17 protein-coding genes are annotated in these 17,074 nt (G+C 68.3%); 12 read left to right on the top strand and 5 right to left on the bottom strand.

Annotation, left to right across the window (positions count from 1 at the left end; genetic code table 11):
• Positions 1-13 precede the first annotated feature (13 nt).
• Together NOW55_RS12955 and NOW55_RS12950 are read right to left on the bottom strand one after the other, a co-directional pair.
• Positions 14-778, bottom strand: coding sequence for a hypothetical protein (locus tag NOW55_RS12955; RefSeq protein ID WP_256400532.1), 765 nt, complete (start codon positions 776-778; stop codon positions 14-16).
• 23 nt (positions 779-801) lie between these two features.
• Positions 802-1,305, bottom strand: coding sequence for a GNAT family N-acetyltransferase (locus NOW55_RS12950; protein ID WP_256400531.1), 504 nt, complete (start codon positions 1,303-1,305; stop codon positions 802-804).
• 126 nt (positions 1,306-1,431) lie between these two features.
• Here NOW55_RS12950 and pyrG point away from each other — a divergent pair, with 126 nt between their 5' ends.
• A complete protein-coding gene (gene pyrG, locus NOW55_RS12945) occupies positions 1,432-3,114 on the top strand; it encodes a CTP synthase (protein ID WP_256400530.1) in 1,683 nt (560 codons plus the stop codon).
• Positions 3,114-4,031, top strand: coding sequence for a glutamine-hydrolyzing GMP synthase (gene guaA, locus NOW55_RS12940; RefSeq protein ID WP_256400529.1), 918 nt, complete (start codon positions 3,114-3,116; stop codon positions 4,029-4,031). Before pyrG ends, guaA begins: the two co-directional genes overlap by 1 nt.
• Positions 4,032-4,252: 221 nt before the next feature.
• On the opposite strand, the gene NOW55_RS12935 is transcribed toward guaA, so the two are convergent.
• Positions 4,253-4,681 (bottom strand): GNAT family N-acetyltransferase, encoded by a 429-nt coding sequence (locus NOW55_RS12935; RefSeq protein ID WP_256400528.1) that lies wholly within the window; start codon positions 4,679-4,681, stop codon positions 4,253-4,255.
• A 76-nt stretch (positions 4,682-4,757) separates the two neighbouring features.
• On the opposite strand from NOW55_RS12935, the gene thiC reads away from it, so the two are divergent.
• The 3 genes from thiC (at position 4,758) to NOW55_RS12920 (ending at position 8,848) form a co-directional block, all read left to right on the top strand.
• Positions 4,758-6,173 carry a phosphomethylpyrimidine synthase ThiC gene (gene thiC, locus NOW55_RS12930; protein WP_256400527.1) on the top strand — a complete coding sequence of 472 codons (1,416 nt, stop codon included), beginning with the start codon at positions 4,758-4,760 and terminating at the stop codon, positions 6,171-6,173.
• Between the two features lie 66 nt (positions 6,174-6,239).
• Positions 6,240-7,667 carry an alpha/beta hydrolase gene (locus NOW55_RS12925; RefSeq protein ID WP_256400526.1) on the top strand — a complete coding sequence of 476 codons (1,428 nt, stop codon included), beginning with the start codon at positions 6,240-6,242 and terminating at the stop codon, positions 7,665-7,667.
• A 281-nt stretch (positions 7,668-7,948) separates the two neighbouring features.
• Positions 7,949-8,848, top strand: coding sequence for a PhzF family phenazine biosynthesis protein (locus NOW55_RS12920; protein ID WP_256400525.1), 900 nt, complete (start codon positions 7,949-7,951; stop codon positions 8,846-8,848).
• On the opposite strand, the gene NOW55_RS12915 is transcribed toward NOW55_RS12920, so the two are convergent.
• Positions 8,845-9,540, bottom strand: coding sequence for a hypothetical protein (locus NOW55_RS12915; RefSeq protein WP_256400524.1), 696 nt, complete (start codon positions 9,538-9,540; stop codon positions 8,845-8,847). The two genes, NOW55_RS12920 and NOW55_RS12915, sit on opposite strands and share 4 nt — an antisense overlap.
• Positions 9,541-9,654: 114 nt before the next feature.
• Here NOW55_RS12915 and NOW55_RS12910 point away from each other — a divergent pair, with 114 nt between their 5' ends.
• Entirely contained in the window at positions 9,655-10,149 is a 495-nt protein-coding gene (locus tag NOW55_RS12910; protein ID WP_256400523.1) for a CinA family protein, read from the top strand.
• Complete coding sequence (locus tag NOW55_RS12905; protein ID WP_256400522.1) at positions 10,146-10,646, top strand: metal-dependent hydrolase; 501 nt, start codon at positions 10,146-10,148, stop codon at positions 10,644-10,646. Before NOW55_RS12910 ends, NOW55_RS12905 begins: the two co-directional genes overlap by 4 nt.
• An 11-nt stretch (positions 10,647-10,657) precedes the next feature.
• Here the strand turns inward: NOW55_RS12905 and NOW55_RS12900 are convergent, their stop codons facing one another.
• Positions 10,658-11,392: a PHP-associated domain-containing protein gene (locus tag NOW55_RS12900; protein ID WP_256401425.1), complete on the bottom strand. Its 735-nt coding sequence runs from the start codon at positions 11,390-11,392 to the stop codon at positions 10,658-10,660.
• A gap of 219 nt (positions 11,393-11,611) precedes the next feature.
• On the opposite strand from NOW55_RS12900, the gene NOW55_RS12895 reads away from it, so the two are divergent.
• From NOW55_RS12895 to NOW55_RS12875, 5 genes are all read left to right on the top strand, one after another.
• Positions 11,612-12,574: a phytoene/squalene synthase family protein gene (locus tag NOW55_RS12895; RefSeq protein WP_256400521.1), complete on the top strand. Its 963-nt coding sequence runs from the start codon at positions 11,612-11,614 to the stop codon at positions 12,572-12,574.
• 43 nt (positions 12,575-12,617) lie between these two features.
• Positions 12,618-12,824, top strand: a complete 207-nt coding sequence (locus NOW55_RS12890; RefSeq protein ID WP_256400520.1) for an HVO_0649 family zinc finger protein — start codon at positions 12,618-12,620, stop codon at positions 12,822-12,824.
• Positions 12,825-12,887: 63 nt separating this feature from the next.
• Positions 12,888-13,790 (top strand): HFX_2341 family transcriptional regulator, encoded by a 903-nt coding sequence (locus NOW55_RS12885; protein WP_256400519.1) that lies wholly within the window; start codon positions 12,888-12,890, stop codon positions 13,788-13,790.
• Positions 13,791-13,869: 79 nt separating this feature from the next.
• The gene (locus NOW55_RS12880) at positions 13,870-14,199 is read left to right on the top strand and encodes a hypothetical protein (protein WP_256400518.1); all 330 of its coding nucleotides are present in this window, start codon (positions 13,870-13,872) and stop codon (positions 14,197-14,199) included.
• A gap of 237 nt (positions 14,200-14,436) precedes the next feature.
• Positions 14,437-17,064: a valine--tRNA ligase gene (locus tag NOW55_RS12875; RefSeq protein WP_256400517.1), complete on the top strand. Its 2,628-nt coding sequence runs from the start codon at positions 14,437-14,439 to the stop codon at positions 17,062-17,064.
• Positions 17,065-17,074 lie beyond the last annotated feature (10 nt).

Here is a 17,074-nt window from a genome sequence, read left to right as displayed (position 1 = left end):
GTGCGGCTCTCGGTCACCGCCGTCCCGTCTTCTCCAGCTCCAGCCCGAGCGCGTCAGCGACGGTCTCGAACGCTCCTGCGACGTCCGCGTACCGGTTCGGCGAGTCGAACTCGAACCGCTCGGGCCGGTTCGGGCCCAGGAGTGTACCGACGGTCGCGAGCAGCCCGTCACCGGTGGCCCACGTCAGCCGGATGGCGCGGCCCCCGTCGTCGAACGCGATCCCGTCGAGCGCGCCGAGACCGAAGCAGGTCGAGCCGTCGACACAGAGCGACGGCGGCGTGAGTTCGTAGTGGGTGCCGTCCGCGTCCCAGGCCGCGAGCGTCCCGGCCGGGAGCAGCCCTGCGTGCTCGTCGGCGACGGCACACGAGACGGAGTCGACGACGCCCTCCGCCGCCGTGGCGTCCACCGTGAACGTCGTGTGGTCCGGAACGTAGTGCAGGAGCTGCCGTCCGTCCCGGGACGCGTCCAGCCGTTCGAGCGTGACGAACCGGTGGACGTCGGTCAGGTTGAGGAGGGCGGCGAGGGGTTCGCGGACGCGGTCGACGGGCGCACGGAGGACGCCATCGTCGACCTGCTCGGTCGCGGCCCGGAGCTGTTCGGCGAGTTCGGGGTGGTCCGACGCGAGCGCCCCGGGGTCGAGATGCAGCGTGACGGCGTCGGCGTGGTCCAGCACCGCCCCGACCGCGGCCGCCGTCGCACTCGCCTCGGCGGTTGCGTCGCCACTCGTCGTGATGACGAGGGTGTGCGTCGGGTCGAACGGATGGTCCTGGCCGGCCATGACGTATCGGACGCGCTGGACGCTCAGTCGAGTCGCTTCTCGTACACGTATCGTTCGGTTCCGAACCGCTCGTCGGTGGTCGTCCGACGGTCGTCGAAACCGACCGACTCGTAGAACCGGACGCCGACGTCGTTCTCGGCGAACACCGAGACGCGGAGCCGCTCGAAGCCGCGGTCACGGAACGCCCGTTCCAGTCGGTCCAGCAGTGCCCGGCCGAGCCCCGCACCCCAGTGGTCCGGGTGGACGTAGATACGGTAGAGGTCGGCCACATCGTCCTCGTCGTCCGGAACTCCCTCGACGTACCCGACGACGTCGTCGTCGACTGCGGTGACGAAGAACGGGCGCTCGTCGGGCTCGACGTCGTCGTGGACGAGTCGTTCCGGATCGTACCAGCTCGCGACGACCTCGTCCACTTCCTCGGGACCGAGGATGTCGTCGTAGACGGCGTGACAGGCGGCGTCGGCGACGCGCTGGACTGCGCGGGCGTCGTCGGTCGTGGCCTCTCGAACGGTGGGCGAACCCGTCATTGCCCGTCGGTTCCGTCGCGGCACGGGAAAGGCTGACGGCGACGTGACATACCGTCGCAACGACACTCCCTCGCAAGGCTGGCCGCCCTCCGAAATCGTTTTCATCCGGCCCCGCGCACCATCGGTATGCCGACCGATTCCGAAACGGGGTACGACCCCACACTCGGGAACAAATTCATCTTCGTTACAGGCGGCGTGATGTCCGGGCTGGGCAAGGGTATCACGGCCGCGAGCACAGGCAGACTACTGAAGAACGCCGGGTTCGACGTGACGGCGGTCAAGATCGACCCGTACCTCAACGTCGACGCCGGGACGATGAACCCCTACCAGCACGGGGAGGTGTACGTCCTCAAAGACGGCGGCGAGGTCGACCTCGACCTGGGGAACTACGAGCGGTTCCTCGACGAGGACATGACGTTCGACCACAACGTCACGACGGGCAAGACGTACAAGCACGTCATCGAGAAGGAGCGCGCGGGCGACTACCTGGGCAAGACGGTCCAGATCATCCCGCACATCACGGACGACATCAAGCGCCGGGTGCGCGAGGCGGCCGAGGGCACGGACGTCTGCATCGTCGAGGTCGGGGGCACCGTCGGCGACATCGAGGGCATGCCGTACCTGGAGGCGCTGCGGCAGTTCGCCCACGAGGAGGACGAGGAGGACTTCCTGCTCACCCACGTCACGCTGGTGCCGTACTCGAAGAACGGCGAGCAGAAGACCAAGCCCACCCAGCACTCGGTGAAGGAGTTGCGCAGCATCGGTCTCCAGCCCGACGTGCTGGTCGGTCGCTGCGACGACCACCTCGAACCCGAGACGAAGGAGAAGATCGCGCTGTTCTGTGACGTGCCGACCGACGCCGTGTTCTCGAACCCGGACGTCGAGGACATCTACCACGTCCCGCTGATGGTCGAGGAAGAGGGCCTCGACGCCTACGTCATGGACCGGCTCAACCTCGACGCGAAGGCGCTGCCCGAGGACGAGCGCGACAACACCTGGCGCAAGCTCGTCACCCGCGAGCGCGAGGGCGAGGTCGACATCGCGCTCGTCGGGAAGTACGACCTCGAGGACGCCTACATGAGCGTCAACGAGTCGCTGAAACACGCCGGGCTCGCGAAGGGCGTCGACGTGAACGTCGTCTGGGTGGACTCCGACGAGATGGTCAACGCCGACTCGGATGGAGTCCACCGCGAACGGCTCGAATCCGCCGACGGCATCGTCGTCCCCGGCGGCTTCGGCTCCCGTGGCACCGAGGGGAAGATCCACGCCATCCAGTACGCCCGTGAGCACGGCGTGCCGTTCCTCGGCCTCTGTCTCGGCTTCCAGATGGCCGTCGTCGAGGTCGCCCGCGACGTGCTCGGCTACGAGGACGCCCACAGCGCCGAGATGGACCCGGACACGACGAACCCGGTCATCGACATCCTGCCCGAGCAGTACGAGGTCTCGGACATGGGTGGGACGATGCGGCTGGGCGCACACCAGACCGACATCACCCCCGGCACGCTCGCCGAGGCGGTGTACGACGCGACGGCCTGCACGGAGCGCCACCGCCACCGCTACGAGGTCAACCCCGAGTACTTCGAGGACTTCGCGGAGACGCCGCTGGTGTTCTCCGGCCGCGCGGGCAACCGGATGGAGATCCTGGAGTACGAGGACCACCCGTACTTCCTCGGGACGCAGTTCCACCCCGAGTTCCGCTCCCGGCCCGGCCGGGCGTCCCCGCCGTTCGTCGGCCTGCTGGAGGCCGTTATGGAACTGGCCGGCGTCGAGGGTGCGGACAACGGCCTCGACAAGGAGGTGACCGCCTGATGGTGAACGTGAACGAGTTCATCGACGAGAAGGTCGCCGAGATATCCGAGGCGGTCGGCGACGCGAACGCCGTCATCGCGCTGTCGGGCGGTGTCGACTCCTCGACCGCGGCCGCGCTCGCCTACGAGGCCATCGGCGACCAGCTGACCCCGGTCTACGTCGACACCGGCCTGATGCGCAAGGGCGAGACCGAGGAGATCCGCGAGACGTTCGACTACATGGAGTCGCTCCGCATCGTCGACGCCCGCGAGCGGTTCCTCGACGCGCTGGCCGGCGTCACGGACCCCGAGGAGAAGCGCCACGTCATCGGCGAGGGGTTCATCAGGGAGTTCGAGACGGTCGCCAACGAGGTCGACGCCGACTACCTGGTGCAGGGCACCATCTACCCCGACCGTATCGAGAGCGAGGGCACCATCAAGTCCCACCACAACGTCGGCGGGCTCCCGGATGTCGTCGACTTCGAGGGCATCGTCGAGCCGATGCGGGACCTCTACAAAGACGAGGTGCGCGAGGTCGCCCACGCCCTCGACCTCGACGAGCTCGTCGCCGAACGCATGCCGTTCCCCGGCCCCGGGCTCGCGGTGCGCATCATCGGCGAGGTCACCGAGGAGAAGCTCGACGTCGCCCGCATGGCGAACCACGTCGTCGAGGAGGAGCTGGCGGAGCACGAGCCCTGGCAGGCGCTCGCGGCCGTCCTCGGCAAGGCGACCGGCGTCAAGGGGGACAACCGCGTCCACGGCTGGGTCGTCGCCGTCCGCTCCGTCGAATCCCGCGACGGCATGACCGCCCGCGCCCAGGAGGTCGACTGGGACACCCTCCAGCGCATCCAGTCCCGCATCACCGCCGGCCACGACAACGTCTCCCGTGTGGTGTACGACGTGACCCACAAGCCGCCCGCGACCATCGAGTACGAGTAGCGCTCTCCCTGTTCTTTCGTTCGCAGGTCTGGTAGCCGAGATTGTCGAGTCTACCAGCCAGAAAGCCCCTTTCAGTCCCGCCCCGCACCTCGTGCCCCCCAGCCGATTGCGTCCCCGGAAATCGAAGATCTCCGGTGGGCTCACGGGACGCGAGCGTCTCGTGACCGCTCCTCGCTCCGCTCCGGGGCGGAAATGTACATCATTCGCAACCAGTCGCCGGCTCACTCCTCGCCGATGCGGATGAACATCCCGCGCGAGTCGGGCGCGGTGGGTTCGAACCCCCAGTGCTCGTAGAACCCCTCGACGTCGGCCATGAGGTTCACGTAGGCCGATTCGGGCGCGGTCTCGCGGAGGTGGGTGACGAGCGCGTCGGTAATCTCGGTGCCGAGGCCCTGTCCCTGATGGTCCGGATGGACGACGATGTCGGTGAGCTGGAAGACGGTGCCGCCGTCGCCGACGATTCGACCCATGCCGACGACGGTCGCGTCGCCGTCCTCGCGTGCGACGACGGTGACCGCGTAGTGGCTGTTCGGCACCCCTTCGCGGGCGGCCTCGACGGTCCGGTGGGCCATGCCGGCCGCGTCCCGGAGCTCGACGAACCGCTCGGGTGTGGGGGGTTCCTCGCGGAGTTCGTACGTCGACGTGTCCATACGTCTGCTCCACAATGCCGGGCGAAAACGCTGTCGAACAGCAGGGTTATAACCTAGTAGTATTACCTAGTAGTCGATGACGCAGATACGCGAAGCCAGGAACGGAGTCGTCACCCCAGCGATGCAGCGCGTCGCCGAGCGCGAGGGCGTCGAGCCGGCGTTCGTGCGCCAGCAGGTCGCCGAGGGGCAGGCCGTGATTCCGGCGAACGTCCACCACGAGAGCCTCGACCCGATGATCATCGGCCGGGAGTTCTCGACGAAGGTGAACGCGAACATCGGCAACAGCGACACCACGAGCAGCATCGAGGAGGAGCGCCGGAAGCTCCACGTCGCGGTGAGCCACGGCGCGGACACGGTGATGGACCTCTCGACCGGGGAGGACCTGGACCGCATCCGCGAGGACAACGTCGAGCGCTCGCCGGTTCCCATCGGGACCGTGCCGCTGTACGAGGCGCTGAAGCAGGCGGGCTCGCCCGAGGACATCACGCCCGACATCCTGCTCTCGGTCGTCGAGAAGCAGGCGAAGCAGGGCGTCGACTACATGACCATCCACGCGGGCATCCTCGCCGAGCACCTGCCCCTGACCGACGGGCGCGTCACGGGCATCGTCTCCCGCGGCGGCTCCATCATGGCGTCGTGGATGGAGGCCAACGGCGAGCAGAACCCGCTGTTCACCCACTTCGAGGACATCTGCGAGATATTCGCCGAGCACGACGTGACGTTCAGCCTCGGGGACAGCCTCCGTCCCGGCTCGGTCGCCGACGCATGCGACGAGGCGCAGTACGCCGAGCTCGACACGCTCGGCGAGCTGACGCGGGTCGCGTGGGACCACGACGTGCAGGTGATGGTAGAGGGTCCCGGGCACGTCCCGATGCACAGGGTCGCCGAGAACGTCGAGCGCCAGCAGGCGGTCTGCGACGGCGCGCCGTTCTACGTGCTCGGGCCGCTCGTCACCGACATCGCGCCGGGCTACGACCACATCACGAGCGCCATCGGGGCGGCGATGGCCGCCGAGGCGGGTGCGGCGATGCTCTGCTACGTCACGCCGAAGGAACACCTCGGGCTGCCCGAGGAGCAGGACGTCAAAGACGGGCTGGCGGCGTACCGAATCGCCGCCCACTCGGCCGACGTCGCGAACGACCGCCCCGGCGCGCGCGACTGGGACGACGCGCTCTCGTCGGCGCGGTACGAGTTCGACTGGCGCGAGCAGTTCGACCTCGCGCTCGACCCCGAGCGCGCTCGGGAATTCCACGACCAGACCCTGCCGGGTGACAACTACAAGGACGCCCGCTTCTGCTCGATGTGCGGCGCGGAGTTCTGCTCGATGCGCATCGACCAGGACGCCCGCGAGGGTAGCGACCGCGAACGCAGCGTCGAGGTTCCGGACCTCGCGGAGAGCGAGGCCGCAGAGGTGAACCGGCCGCCCGTGGGAACGCACGACGCGAGCGCGATGGCCGACCGCATCGTCGAGCGCGCGAGCTCCGACGACTAACTGTCAGATTTCCTCTCGAAGATCCCTTCGCCACAGACTTTTGTTCGCACCGGAGAAGTCGGAAGCATGGACGCGCCCACCCGCCGTCGCCTGCTGGCCGCGCTGTCGGCCACGGCGGCGACCGCCCTCTCCGGCTGTTCGAGCGACGACGGTACCGCGAGCGAGACACCGACCAGTACGCCGACGGGGACGCCGACCGCCACCCACACCCCGACGGCGACAGAGGAACCGACGACCCGGGAGACGACGGCCGAGGAGATGGTCGACCCGGAGGTCCTCCGGACCGAGGCCCGCGAGCTGACCGTCGCGCTCGCCGACGGCGAGTACGAGCGCGTCTCCGACGCCTTCACCGACGAGGCCGCCGAGGTGCTCACGCCCGAGCGTCTCGAGGGTGCCTGGCGGCAGACGACCGGCGACCGCGGCCCGTTCCGGGCCATCGCGAACGCCACCCACACCGCGAACGACGACGGGACACACCTCGTCGTGGTCGAGGCCACGTTCGAAGGGGGCGTCCTGACCTTCCGGTGGACGTTCGACGCGAGCGGCGAGCCGGTCGGGCTGTTGATCCGGCCGCCACAGGGCGAGTACAGCCCGCCGGAGTACGTCGACGAGTCCGCATTCGAGGAGGCCGAACTGACCCTCCCGTCGCCCGCCTGTGACCTCGGCGCGACGTTCTCGATGCCCACCGGTGACGGCCCCGTGCCGGGCGTCGTCCTCGTCCACGGCACTGGCCCGAACGACCGCGACGTGACCGCCGGCCCGAACAAGATCTTCCGCGACCTCGCCCACGGCCTCGCAACCCGGGGCTACGCCGTCCTCCGGTACGACAAGCGCACCTACGCCTGCGACGTGAGCGCCACCGACGACGTGACCATCGACGACGTGACCGTCGACGACGCCGTCACCGCCGTCGAGCGCCTCCGCGAGGAGGACCGGGTGAGCTCGGTCCACGTCGCCGGCCACAGCCAGGGCGGACTCGCCGCTCCGCGCATCGCCCAGCGCGCCGACGCCGACGGGATGGCCCTGCTCGCCGCGCCCGCCGGCAACCTCTGGGAGCTGATCCCCATGCAGAACCGCCACATGCTCGGACTCGACGGCGAGATAAGCGACGCCGAGCAGCGCCGCCTCGACGAGATAGCCGCCGAGGCCGAGCGCATCACGAACGGGGACTTCTCCGAGGACGAGGACATCCTCGGTTTCGACGGGAGCTTCTGGGCCAGCCTCCGCGCGTACGACCAGACCGCCGTCGCCGCCGACCTCGACATCCCCGCCATCGTCCAGCAGGGCGGACGCGACTTCCAGGTGCCGCCGTCGGACATCGAGGACTGGGAGGCCGCCATCGGCGACGACCGCGGTACCTACCACAGCTACCCCTCGCTCGACCACCTGCTGTTCTCCGGCTCCGGCACGTCCAGCCCCGCGAAGTACTACGAACCGAACAACGTCGACGTGGACGTCGTCGCCGACCTCGACGCGTGGCTGGCCGCGCGGTGACCCCGAACGCGACGTGAGCTGGCGGCCCGGGTTTACGATTATCGTAAACCTCCTACCGTGGCGCGCGGCTGTCTCGGAATCGCGGCGCGATTCCGATGGCCAGTGCGAGCTTGCCCTCACGCTGGCGAGCGTGCTCTCGCACTGGACGGGCACCGCGGGATGCCTGCGACCGAGGAGCGGTTACGAGACGCGAGCGTCTCGTGAGCCTCTCGCGGAATCGAAGCGAACCACATCGACCGATGGACGCCACTTTGATACCGGCCCCGTCCCTCGGAACCGCCATGGATACCTATCGCGCGCTGCAGGTCGACGCCTTCACCGACGAGCCGCTCTCGGGCAATCCGGCGGGCGTCATCCCGGACGCGGACGGGCTGGAGGCGGAGCGGATGCAGGCGGTCGCGGCGGAGCTCGCCGTCTCGGAGACGGCGTTCGTCCACCCGAGCGGGAGCGCGGACTTCAGGCTGCGCTACTTCACGCCGACGACCGAGGTGGACCTCTGCGGGCACGCCACGGTGGCGACGTTCGGCCACCTGTACGAGGACGGGGTGGTCGACGCGGACACGTACGCCGTCGAGACGAACGTGGGCGTGCTCGACGTGACCGTCGAGGAGGACGGGACGGTGTGGCTCGACCAGGACACGCCGACGGTCGTGGAGGTCGAGCTGGAGTACGACCGGGTTGCCGACGCGCTCGGCATCGACCCGGCGACGCTGCAGGACGTGGGCGCGGACCTGCCGCTCGCCATCGCGGAGGCGGGGGTGCGCTACCTCGTCGTCCCGGTGAACTTCCTCGAACACCTGGGCAACGTCGACCCGGACCTCGGCGCGATCGAGGCGCTCACGGACGAGGTCGAGGCGACCGGGCTGTACGCGTTCACGTTCGACGCCCTCGACGCCGATGCACAGCTCCACGCGCGGATGTTCGCGCCGGCGGCGGGCATCCCCGAGGACCCGGTCTGTGGGACGGGTGCGGGTGCGGTGACGGCGTATCTGGACCACTACGGCGCGTTCGCGGACGAGTTCCCGGACGAGGTCGTGATAGAACAGGGGCACTTCGTCGACCGGCCGGGACGGGTGCGCGCCCGCACCGCGCCGTTGCGCGTCGGCGGCCGGAGCGTCACCGCGCTGGACGGCTCGCTGGTGGTTCCCGAGGCCGACGAGGACGAGATTCTGGAGGCCTAGGGCAGCGGGTCGTCGTCGTCGGACTGCTGCTTGCGCCGGGACCGCTTCTCGTCGCCGGAGACGGCGTCGGTCGCACGTTCGCTGCGGTCGTCGTCACCGTCGCCGCTGCCCGACCGGGACGAACTGCCGCCGCCGGAGCGTGTGGACTGCTCGCTTCCGGAGCGGCTCGAGGACCGGTGGCTCCCGGACCCACCGCCGGAGGCGCTCGAACTCCCACCCGCTGACCCACCGCTGGAGCGACTGGCCGTGGTGCTGGTCGAGACGCTTGTCCCGGCCGAGGGGGCGTCGTCGGTTGCGGTGTCCCGTTCGATCTTCCTGATCTCCGAGCGGAGGTCCTTCTCGACGCCGGAGATCTGGTCGTTCACCACGTCGAGTATCTCGCTCTTGAGCTGCTCGTCGTCGGTGTCGTCGGACTCCGCGGCGATGGCCCGCTCCATCGTCTTCGTCAACGCGATGGACTTGCCGAGCTGCCAGACGACGAGGCCGACGACCGACAGTACGACGGTGATGACGGGGTTCGCCGCCGCGATGGCGGGGTCGAACTCCGCCGGGAAGTCGTTGAACAGGATGGTGATCGTCTCGCCGAGGCCAAGGTAGAAGCCCAGCCCCACGAGCGCCATGCCGATACCGAACGACAGCCACGAGAGCAGTCGGTAGAAGCCGACCAGTTTGAACGTCTGCCTGGTATCCATGGCCGAAGGGTCACGACGACAGACCATAACGCCTGCGGCTACCCGGTGCGGCGAACGATACCCGGCCAGCGGATAGCCCCACGATTCAAACCACTCGACTGCGTGGGTTCGGACATGACGACACAGGTTGACCGACTCGGTGACGAGCTCCGCGACCGCGGAGAGACGCTGGCGGTGGCGGAGTCGTGTACGGGCGGACTACTCGGGGCGCGAATCACGGCGGTTCCGGGCGCGTCGGACTACTTCGACCGGGGGCTCGTGACCTACGCCTACGGCGCGAAGGAGCAGCTGCTGGGCGTCGACCGCGAGGCACTGGACGAACACGGCGCGGTCTCCGAGCCCGTCGCCCGGCAGATGGCGCGTGGTGTGCGCGACACCGCGGACGTGACGTGGGGCGTGGCGACGACCGGCGTCGCCGGCCCCACCGGCGGCACCGAGGAGACGCCTGTGGGGACCGTGTACATCGGCGTCGCCTACGCCGGGCCGTGGGGGAGCGGCTCCTCCTACGCGACCGTCGAGCGCTACGAGTTCGACGGCGACCGCGACGCCGTGCGCGAGCGGACCGTCGACCGGGCGCTCGCGGACCTGCTGGCGGAGGTGGGGGAATGAACAAGAAGGGCCACGTGATGAACGGCGTCCTCCTCTCTATCGGCATCGGCTACATCCTCGAACCCGCCGGCACGGAGGCGACGTTCGTCAAGATTCTGGAGGTCGGGCTGCCGATCACGCTCGGCGCGCTCTTCCCCGACGTCGACACCGAGTTCGGCAAGCACCGGAAGACGCTGCACAACCTGCCCGTCCTCGGGCTGTTCGTGGCGTTCCCGTACCTGTTCGGCAACCTCGAGTTCGTCTGGATCGGCGTGCTCACCCACTACGTGCTCGACGTGATGGGGAGCAAACGGGGTATCGCACTGTTCTACCCGTACTCGAAGGAGTTCGGGCTGCCCATCGGCGTCGCGGTCAAGAGCAAGCACTCCGACCTGATGACGATCGTCATCACGGGCTTCGAGCTGGTCGTCGTCGCCGCCATCGTGTTCTACACGCCGTGGGACACGCTCCAGTTCGGCGACAGCATCCAGCAGGGGATCCGGGCAATCGGCGCGTAGGACCGCGAGGATCAGTAGACTGCGATGTCGTCGAACCGGCCCTCGTAGGCGATGTGTCCCGGGTGGGTCGGCTCGGTGCCCTGGAGGAACAGCCGGTCGATCTTCGACCACGAGTTCTCGTAGCCGAGGTGGGCGAACTCCGCGAGACAGCGGAGCTGATGACGGATGCCGGTCCGTCGCCCCACGGTCCGCGGTGCGCCGTCGCGGAGTGCGTCGACGAGGTCGTCGGGTCGGTCCAGCTCCCGTTCGAAACGGGTCCACACCTCGCCGACGCTCGATTTCAGGTGCGCGTACGACGAGCCGAACGGCGGCCAGCCGCCCTCGTCGACGATGCGGCGCGCCCGCCGCCCGGCGCGGGAGAGCAGCTTCGGGTTGTACGCCTCGACGCCGTGGATGCGGTCGCCGTAGGCCGCCAGGTCGGCACCCGTCAGGCTGACGTTCAGGAAGCCGGGGTGCGGTGCGAGGACGACCGCGTCCTGTCGCTGGAGCTCGCCCATCGCACCCTCGAGGGTGATGAAGTCGGGGACGGGCTCGTCCAGGCCGACCGCGAGCAGGTGCTTGCGGGCGTGCCAGCTCCCGGTGAACAGCTCGCGCCCCGGGACCACCAGCAGCTCGTCGTCGCTGAAGGCGGCCGCCCGCTCGCGGATCTCGGGCAGCCTGACGAAGTGCGGTGCGTACACGAGCGCGTCCAGCCCTGCCGCTTTCGCCCGTTCGACGATCGCCTCGTCGAGCACCTTCACGTGCATGTCGACGCGGAAGCCCTCGCTGTCGCTCACGTCGGGACGTTCCCCCACGCCGAATTTATCCGTTGCGCTTCTGGGATGTGGTTCGGCTGGGCGTCGTGATCCCGGACCCGACCGGACTCGTGCGGTGAGCCCAACTGGTTTTGCACGGCACCTATTTTTATACAGGGCGTGTACTTCGATACGAGTAGCCCTCGTAGCCCTCACACACCGGACACCACCATGAAGAAGGACCAGGTCAAGGCAGGAAAGTCGATCCAGCAGCAGACGGGGCGAACGTTCCACCTAGCGACGCGACTCCTCCCGAAACGCATCAGACACGCGACGTACGTCCTGTACGGGTTCTTCCGCATCGCCGACGAGATCGTCGACGACCCCGACGCCCCCGGGCCCGACGAGCAGGCTGCACAGCTCGCCGACCTCCGCGCCGAGGCGCTCGGCCGGCAGCCCACTGACGAGCCCGTCATCGCCGCCTTCGTCGACCTCTGTGCGGAGCACGACATCGACGACGAGTGGGTGATCGAGTTCCTCGACGCGATGGAGAGCGACATCGACACCGACCGCTACGAGACGTACGCTGACCTCGAAGACTACATGCGCGGCTCCGCGGCCGCCGTCGGCGTCATGATGACCGACATCATGGAGCTCGACGAGGAGGAGTACGAGCGGGCGCTCCCCCACGCCATCACGCTCGGCGAGGCGTTCCAGCTGACCAACTTCGTCCGCGACGTGCGCGAGGATGTCGTCGACCGCGACCGTGTCTACCTGCCCATCGAGACGCTCGAACGCCACGGCGTCGACCGCGACCAGGTCATGCGACTGGAGACGAGTGAGGCGTTCCGCGCGGCCGTCGAGGAGGAGCTCAAGCGGACCGAGGGGCTGTACCGGGAGGGCGTCGCCGGCATCCGCTTTCTCCCCGAGGACTGCCAGTTCGCCGTGCTGCTGGCGGCCGTGCTGTACGCCGAACACCACCGCGAGATCCGCGCGGTCGACTACGACGTCATCACCCACGAGCCGAGCCTCTCGACCGCCCGGAAGCTCCTCCTCGTCGCGAAGACGCGCTGGCACTGGCTCTGGAACAGGGACCCCGAGGCCGTCTTCCACCGCGTGAGCGCCGTGCCCGCCGGAGAGGCCAAGCACCACGAGCACGGCCGCGGCTGGATGCGCTGGCTGCCGACGCGGTGAGCGGGAGACAGGATTTATAGCTCGCCGAGTCGTGTGATACCGTATGGCACACAGGCGCGGGAGTGGGTCGACCCCGCTGGACCGGTTGACATCGCACTACGACGACGTGGATCTCCGGTGTCCGAGCTGTGGCTACGAGGACGACGACGGGCACTGGAAGGCTGAGACGAACGGACGCACCGTCCTCTACCGCCACATCTGTCCGAGCTGTGGGACGATCCGCAAGCGGACGCTGAAGCTGCGGTCGTAGCGGAGGCTGTTCCAGGCGAGACGGAGTACAACCCTTTTGAGCACGTCGGGCGAACGGACGCGCATGCAGACCCACATCGTCCCGGTCGGGTTCGACTACGACCGGCTCATCGCGCCCCTGGTCCGCGACCAGTTCGACGTGGACCGGGTCATCCTGCTGGAGGGCGCGGTGGGGAGCGAGGCCAACGTCGAGTACTCACAGAACCTCTCGCAGAAGCTGGAGACGGACTTCCAGAACCTGCTCGGCGCGGAGACCGAGCGCATGGTCGTCGCGGACGTGTACGACTACGACGCCGCGTTCGAGCAGGCGTACGACCTCATCGTCGAGGAGCTCGACCGGGGCAACGAGGTCTGGGTGAACATCGCCGCGATGCCACGGACCGTCTCCTTCGCCTTCGCGACGGCCGCCCACTCGCTGATGGTCGAGCGCGAGGAGGACCGCGAGTCCATCCACACCTACTACACCGCCCCCGAGAAGTACCTGGAGACCGAGCTCGCCGAGGAGCTGCGCCAGCAACAGGAGCTGCTCGGCGACCTCGCCGAGTCCAGCCTCGACGACGACCTCCGCGACCGTGTCGTCGCCCGCCTCGACGCCGCCGACGGCCTGCTCAAGGAGTTCGACGAGCGCGGCACCACCATCGGCGCGAAGGAGATCGACGGCAGTCACGTCATCGAGCTGCCCGTCGCGTCGTTCTCCAACGTCAAACCGTTCGAGGAGGTCATCCTGTTCGAGCTCGGCGAGGAGGGCGAGTTCGAATCCGTCTCGGAGCTCGCGGAGGCGCTCTCGCGCGAGCTCAACGAGGAGTACACCGACTCCTTCCGCTCGAAGGTCATCTACAACGTCGACCGGTTGGGCCCCGGTGGGAAGGGGTACATCGAGCAGGAGTCCGCCGGGAAGTCCTACCGGACCCGGCTGTCGCGCATCGGCGAGCTGTGGGTGCGGGCGCACTCCGACCGGGAAGCGTAGTCGGCCCTGCCGCACCTCGACGACGCGGAACCTCCCTCGCTCAAAATATATAGGTTTCGACAACCAACGTAGGGATACGATGAGCAAACTCAAGAAAGGCGTCGTGGCCGTCGGCGGACTCGCCATCGGACTCCTCGCACTGCGCGCGGTGCGCGGGCGTCGCTCGGACGGCGAGGCGGAACCGGACGCGGCAGACGAGGCGGCGGAAATATCGGTGGAAGCCCACGAGACGGAGACCGAAGCGGCGGCCGAGGCGGAGTTCGAGGTGGCCGAGTCGGAGCTCGAGGCAGCTGGCGCGGACGTCGAGGAGGGGCTGGAGACGGCCGCCGAACACGCGACCGCCGCGATCGACCACGCGGGTGCCGCGGTGAGGCTGGCGCTCGAGGCCAGGCGCGAGAAGGCCGAATAGGGAGTGGCGACCCAGCACTGACGCCCGTGACCGACCGGCACGCCACCGCTGACTTTTTAAGCCAGCCACGTCCATCTCCCAATATGGAGCACACCCCTGTCGCCGTAGTACGTACGTAGAGCCAGACAGCGGTGTGCGTCGTTCTCTCGAACTCGCACGCGAGGAGCGGCGGCACCGTCGACCCGCATCGATTGTATTAAACGGCGATTGGACCACTGACAGCACAACGAGCACTACATGCCAGACGGAGACTACGACCCCCAGGCGACCGAGGAGAAGTGGCAGGACCGCTGGGTCGACGAGGAGACGTACGCGTACGACCCCGAAGACGAGCAACTGGACCCGAACACGGTGTACAGCATCGACACGCCGCCGCCGACGGTCTCGGGCAGCCTGCACATGGGCCACCTGTACGGCCACACGCTGCAGGACTTCGCGGCGCGGTTCCACCGGATGGACGACGACGCGGTGATGTTCCCGTTCGGCTATGACGACAACGGCATCGCCTCGGAGCGGCTCACCGAGAGCGAGCTGGGGATCCGGCACCAGGAGTTCGAGCGCCGCGAGTTCCAGCAGAAGTGCCGGGAGGTCTGCCAGCAGTACGAGGCCGAGTTCACCGAGAAGATGCAGGACCTCGGGATGAGCATCGACTGGTCTCGCACCTACAAGACCATCGAGCCGCGGGTCCAGCGCATCTCCCAGCTCTCGTTCATCGACCTGTACGAGCAGGGCCGGGAGTACCGGAAGAAGGCACCGGCGATCTGGTGCCCCGAGTGCGAGACGGCCATCTCGCAGGTCGAACAGGAGGACGCCGAGCGCCACACGCACTTCAACGACATCCGGTTCGACCTGACCGAGCCGACCGAGTCGGGCCGCGAGAGCTTCGTCATCGGGACGACGCGTCCCGAGCTCCTGCCGGCGTGTGTCTCCGTCTTCGTCCACCCGGACGACGAGGAGAACGCCGAACTCGTCGGGGGGACGGCGGAGGTCCCCATCTTCGGCCACGAGGTCCCCATCATCGAGGACGACCGCGTCGACCTGGAGACGGGCACCGGCGTCGTGATGTGCTGTACGTTCGGCGACCAGAACGACATCGAGTGGTACCAGGCCCACGACCTGCCGCTGCGCGTCGCCATCGACGAGTCCGCGACGATGACCGACCTCGCGGGCGAGTACGAGGGCATGAGCACGCACGAGGCGCGCGAGGCCATCGTCGAGGACCTGGACGACGCCGGCCACATCGAAGGCCGGGAGGAGCTGACGCACACGGTCCAGGTCCACGAGCGCTGCGAGACCGACGTCGAGTTCCGCGTCTCCAAGCAGTGGTACGTCGAGATCCTCGACCACAAGGAGGAGTACCTCGAGGCCGGCGAGCAGATGGACTGGTACCCCGAGAAGATGTACACGCGGTACGAGCACTGGATCGAGGGGCTGGAGTGGGACTGGCTCATCTCGCGTCAGCGCGACTCCGGCATCCCGTTCCCGGTCTGGTACTGCGCCGACTGTGGGAAGGAGGTCGTCGCCGAGAAGGCGGCCCTGCCGGTCGACCCGCTCTCTGACGACCCGCCGGTCGACGCCTGCCAGGAGTGCGGTCACGACGAGTTCGAGCCTGAGGACGACGTCTTCGACACGTGGGCGACCTCCAGCCTGACCCCGCTGGTCAACGCCGGCTGGGACTGGAGCGAGGACGAGGGCTTCACCATGGACGACCCGGAGCTGTACCCGTTCGACCTGCGGCCGCAGGGCCACGACATCATCAGCTTCTGGCTGTTCCACACGGTCGTCAAGTGCTACGAACACACCGGCGAGGTCCCGTTCGACGCGGTCATGATCAACGGACACGTCCTCGACGAGAACCGCGAGAAGATGTCCAAGTCGCGTGGCAACGTGGTCGAGCCCGCCGCGGTCGTCGCCGAGTACCCCATCGACGCCATCCGGTACTGGGCCGCGAGCACCGCGGTCGGCGACGACTTCCCGTTCAAGGAGAAGGACATCGTCGCCGGCGAGAAGCTGCTGCGCAAGCTCTGGAACGCCTCGAAGCTCGTCGAGCACCTCGCGCCCGACCCGGTCGACGAGCCCGACGAGCTCGCGCCGCTGGACGAGTGGATTCTGGCCGAGCTCGACGCCATCGTCGCCGAGACGACCGAGCAGTTCCGGAACTACGAGTTCGCGAAGGCCCGGGACCGCCTGCGGACGTTCTTCTGGAACACGTTCTGCGACGACTACCTCGAGATCGCCAAACAGCAGGTAGACGAGCAGGCCGACCCGCGGTCGACGCAGTACGCACTGCAGACGGCCCACCGGACGTTCCTGGAGCTGTTCGCGCCGCTCGTGCCCCACATCACGGAGGAGCTGTGGCACGACATGTACGTCGACGGTGACGCGACCGACAGCATCCACACCCGGGACTGGCCCGAACCGAAGGGATACGAGGCCGACCTCGCCGGCGGCGAGGCCGCGATGGCCGTCATCGGCGCGCTCCGGCGCTACAAGTCCGAGAACCAGCTGCCGCTGAACGAGCCGCTCGACCACGTCGCGGTCTACGGGAACGTCGACGGCTTCACCGACGCCATCGCCGGCGTCATGCACGTCGCGGAGTTCGAGCTGCTCGACGAACCGCCGGAGATCACGACCGAGGTAGCCGACATCAGCCTCGACTACGCCACCCTCGGCCCGAAGTACGGTGGGACGGTCGGCGAGTTCGACGCCGCCATCGAGGCCGGCGAGTACGAGCTCGACGGCGACACGCTCTCGCTCGCGGGCGAGACACTGGAAGCCGACGAGTTCGAGGTCCGTGAGGAGCGCACGTACTCCGGCGAGGGCGAGATGCTTTCGGCCGACGAGGCCGTCGTCATCGTCAACTGACGGCTCCCGG

The organism is Haloarchaeobius litoreus (assembly GCF_024495425.1).
Taxonomy (GTDB): Archaea; Halobacteriota; Halobacteria; order Halobacteriales; family Natrialbaceae; genus Haloarchaeobius; species Haloarchaeobius litoreus.
This window is presented reverse-complemented; position numbering and strand designations above follow the sequence as displayed.

Coding starts and splice junctions, on each gene's coding strand:
- NOW55_RS12950 (WP_256400531.1), bottom strand. CDS start 1,305: ATGACGGGTTCGCCCACCGTTCGAGAGGCCACGACCGACGACGCCCGC.
- NOW55_RS12880 (WP_256400518.1), top strand. CDS start 13,870: ATGAGCAAACTCAAGAAAGGCGTCGTGGCCGTCGGCGGACTCGCCATC.
- NOW55_RS12885 (WP_256400519.1), top strand. CDS start 12,888: ATGCAGACCCACATCGTCCCGGTCGGGTTCGACTACGACCGGCTCATC.
- NOW55_RS12890 (WP_256400520.1), top strand. CDS start 12,618: ATGGCACACAGGCGCGGGAGTGGGTCGACCCCGCTGGACCGGTTGACA.
- NOW55_RS12875 (WP_256400517.1), top strand. CDS start 14,437: ATGCCAGACGGAGACTACGACCCCCAGGCGACCGAGGAGAAGTGGCAG.
- NOW55_RS12915 (WP_256400524.1), bottom strand. CDS start 9,540: ATGGATACCAGGCAGACGTTCAAACTGGTCGGCTTCTACCGACTGCTC.
- NOW55_RS12900 (WP_256401425.1), bottom strand. CDS start 11,392: ATGCACGTGAAGGTGCTCGACGAGGCGATCGTCGAACGGGCGAAAGCG.
- NOW55_RS12935 (WP_256400528.1), bottom strand. CDS start 4,681: ATGGACACGTCGACGTACGAACTCCGCGAGGAACCCCCCACACCCGAG.
- NOW55_RS12925 (WP_256400526.1), top strand. CDS start 6,240: ATGGACGCGCCCACCCGCCGTCGCCTGCTGGCCGCGCTGTCGGCCACG.
- NOW55_RS12910 (WP_256400523.1), top strand. CDS start 9,655: ATGACGACACAGGTTGACCGACTCGGTGACGAGCTCCGCGACCGCGGA.
- NOW55_RS12955 (WP_256400532.1), bottom strand. CDS start 778: ATGGCCGGCCAGGACCATCCGTTCGACCCGACGCACACCCTCGTCATC.
- guaA (WP_256400529.1), top strand. CDS start 3,114: ATGGTGAACGTGAACGAGTTCATCGACGAGAAGGTCGCCGAGATATCC.
- NOW55_RS12905 (WP_256400522.1), top strand. CDS start 10,146: ATGAACAAGAAGGGCCACGTGATGAACGGCGTCCTCCTCTCTATCGGC.
- NOW55_RS12920 (WP_256400525.1), top strand. CDS start 7,949: ATGGATACCTATCGCGCGCTGCAGGTCGACGCCTTCACCGACGAGCCG.
- NOW55_RS12895 (WP_256400521.1), top strand. CDS start 11,612: ATGAAGAAGGACCAGGTCAAGGCAGGAAAGTCGATCCAGCAGCAGACG.
- pyrG (WP_256400530.1), top strand. CDS start 1,432: ATGCCGACCGATTCCGAAACGGGGTACGACCCCACACTCGGGAACAAA.
- thiC (WP_256400527.1), top strand. CDS start 4,758: ATGACGCAGATACGCGAAGCCAGGAACGGAGTCGTCACCCCAGCGATG.